This is a genomic window from Sphaerospermopsis kisseleviana CS-549 (assembly GCF_028329225.1).
GTDB classification, from domain to species: Bacteria; Cyanobacteriota; Cyanobacteriia; order Cyanobacteriales; family Nostocaceae; genus Sphaerospermopsis; species Sphaerospermopsis kisseleviana.
Map to the genome: position 1 here is coordinate 1 of NZ_JAQMTI010000306.1, position 2997 is coordinate 2997.

The 2997-nt window shown below is 39.7% G+C and carries 3 protein-coding genes; 2 read left to right on the top strand and 1 reads right to left on the bottom strand.

Annotated features, from left to right (window positions below; genetic code table 11):
* Positions 1 to 164 precede the first annotated feature (164 nt).
* On the bottom strand, positions 165 to 1265 hold the full coding sequence (locus PN497_RS23730; protein ID WP_096570237.1) for a hypothetical protein: 1101 nt from the start codon (positions 1263 to 1265) through the stop codon (positions 165 to 167).
* A gap of 126 nt (positions 1266 to 1391) precedes the next feature.
* On the opposite strand from PN497_RS23730, the gene PN497_RS23735 reads away from it, so the two are divergent.
* Entirely contained in the window at positions 1392 to 2597 is a 1206-nt protein-coding gene (locus PN497_RS23735; protein ID WP_190346494.1) for a histidine kinase, read from the top strand.
* Between the two features lie 81 nt (positions 2598 to 2678).
* Positions 2679 to 2939: a chlororespiratory reduction protein 7 gene (locus PN497_RS23740; protein WP_096570233.1), complete on the top strand. Its 261-nt coding sequence runs from the start codon at positions 2679 to 2681 to the stop codon at positions 2937 to 2939.
* Positions 2940 to 2997 lie beyond the last annotated feature (58 nt).

A 2997-nucleotide genomic window follows, 5' to 3' on the forward strand; every position in this document is an offset into this window, starting at 1 on the left:
ACAAGGAAGATTTTATCAGCACAATGGTCTTTTTGTTACCAAGAGAAGATGATTTTGTACTGTTTTCCTCCCTTGTCCACTGTCCTTCCTTGTCCCCCAAGTCTTGCCCTCACGACAATGTAAAAAACCTACCCTTGTAAGAGTCCCCAGTCCCCAGTCACCAATCACCAATCACCAATCACATATTTTTCTAAATCATTTATTTGCGGTGCGGGTAACTGGTTGAGAACTCGCCAAAGAATAGTGTAGCTGCCATCAGGACGGCGACGCACGGCACGAAAGGCTATGATAGTATCACTACTAGGCACTTCTGTTAATTGTTGCCTGATACGGCTATTTTGACGGCGTACGGGTTGACGTTCTGAGATGATTTCTGGGAGTTGAAATTGGAGCGATCGCACTAAATAAGTTTTATTTACTTCCGCTTTAGCACCACTCAAATAAATTTGCGACTGTTGCCAATTTTGACTTTTACCTGTAATAAACCGCCTTCTATCTACCTGTAAGGCTTTTAACTCTCTCGGTGGTTGGTAGTTGAGAAAAAAGTCCCGCGTTGATAGATCAAGAGTTTGTAGTCTACCATCCAATTTTTCTAAAGGTACATCACCTATATTAACGATAAAACCATAATCTATTCCTTGAGGGAATAACTGGAAGTTATCGTCAATCATTTTCAATGCTAAACTAGGAGTAAAATCTCCCTTACCCTCACCTACAGAGGGAAAAGGATAACGCTCAATAACACTTGGTTGTAATCGATTTTGGAAGGTATTCGGCCGACGACGGTAGGCTGAATCAGGTAAAACTCGAAAAATGCCCGTGTTAGGCAATTGCAAAAACTGAGCGTAGATTTGTTTTTCTTGGGAATCAATGTCGTAAGCAAAACGGTCTAGTGTCGCTGCGTCTTCCTGTGGATTGATAAATTTGATGTTGTCAGGAAATCTTTTTTGGGCTGCTTGCAAGATTTGATTGGCAGTTCTAAGAGTGCTGATAGCTTCCTCTGGTGGTGCGATCGCAGTTAATTGCCCCCTCACGGATCTCATTCTGTTGGGGTCTGAACTGCTCAGTGCTTGCTCAAGTCGAGCAATTAAATAAATCTGCTGTTGTACTAGCTGCATAGCTTTGGTATAAAATATATTTTCTCCTGCTACTGAATCAACACTTTGACTCAGGTCTAACTGAGACTTATATTCCAGAGCTAAGGCAAAACTGGGAGTAAAACCCAGCGTCAAAGACAGTGAAAGTCCCACAAAGATTTTTCTCATGTCAAAAATGCCAATCTGATGGGTGTATGAAAAATTTAAAATAGATATTAAATTGGAAGAAAACAACGACCATCGACAACCGTCAGTTTATTTTACTTTCTGTAAAGCGTCGCCAGGTTGTTACCAGTGCTGAAACAAGATTACATGCAAGTTTCCCAGGATCAGCCTATCTATTCTGAGGCTCCACTCCAGCTGTTGCTTTTTGTCGATGGACGACCAAAGTCCCGACAACAGGTACAGCGCATACGCTCTTATTTAAGAGAATTAGAAACAGAGTATAGTTTTGAACTACAAATTATTGATGTCGGCCAACAACCGTATCTAGCGGAACATTTTAAATTGGTAGCAACGCCGGCTTTAATTAAAATTCATCCAGAACCTCAACAGACTCTGGCGGGAAGCAATATTATAACCCAATTAAAAAACTGGTGGCCTCGCTGGCAAGTTGCTGTAGACGCTTTCTTAAAGTTACAGGAAGACTTACAAGAACTCAAAGATGAGAATGTGCGGGCAACATTACCCACATCTACCATACATTCTGTTGCTGTTTCTGCGGAGTTGATCAAGCTTTCAGATGAAATTTTTAACTTGAAGCAGGAAAAAGAGAAACTGCAAGAACAGTTACAATTTAAAGACCGGGTAATGGCAATGTTAGCCCATGACCTCCGTAATCCTTTAACTGCTGCTGCTATAGCTATAGAAACGCTTCAAAATAACTACAATTCTGAAAAGGGAGCATTTCACCGTTTAAAACCAGCTATGGCTGAACATTTTTTAAAACAAGCCCGTAATCAAACACGAATCATTGACCGGATGATAGCTGACTTGTTACAAGTGGGAAGGGGAAATGATAAAGAATTTAATATCATACCACAAAAAGTAGAATTAGGAAAACTTAGTTATGAAGTATTGGAAGAATTACGCGATCGCTATATTAGCAAAGCTCAAAAAATAGAAACAGATATCCCCAAAGATTTACCTTATGTATATGCCGATCCTGAGCGTATCCGTCAAGTTTTAGTAAATTTATTAGATAATGCTATTAAATATACACCCGAAGGAGGCATGATTAGTTTAGCCGGACTACACCGCACCACTCAAAAAGTACAGTTTAGTATTGGTGATACAGGTCCTGGTATTCCCCCAGAAAACCGCGATCGCATCTTTGAAAATCATTTCCGTCTGCAACGAGATGAAGGAACAGATGGTTATGGCATTGGTCTGGCTTTATGTCAACGTATTATTAGAGCGCACTATGGTCAAATTTGGGTAGATGCAAATCCTCATGGTGGTGCATGGTTTCATTTTACTTTACCAGTTTATCCATCTTAATTTAGTCAGGAGTCAGGATTTCTAGAAGTTAGAATTTTTATTTCCCAATTACCAATTACCAATTACCAATTACCCAAAAAAATGCCACATCCATTAATGTATGAAGAGGACAATTTTGTTGTTCTCGAAACTAACCAAGAAGAACAATTTTTGACGAAATCAGAATTACTAGAAAAGCTGGAAAATACTTTAAAACAACTGGCTTTTGATGACTTAACTCCTGATATCCAGAAATTTGATTCTGTCACAGAACAAGCACAATATTTAATTGATACCAGTTGTGAATTAGATGTAGGACCAGGAAAATATTTACAGTGGTATGCTGTGAGATTAGAAAAGTGATTGGGGACTGGTGACTGGTGACTGGTGACTGGTGACTGGTGACTGGTGACTGGTGACT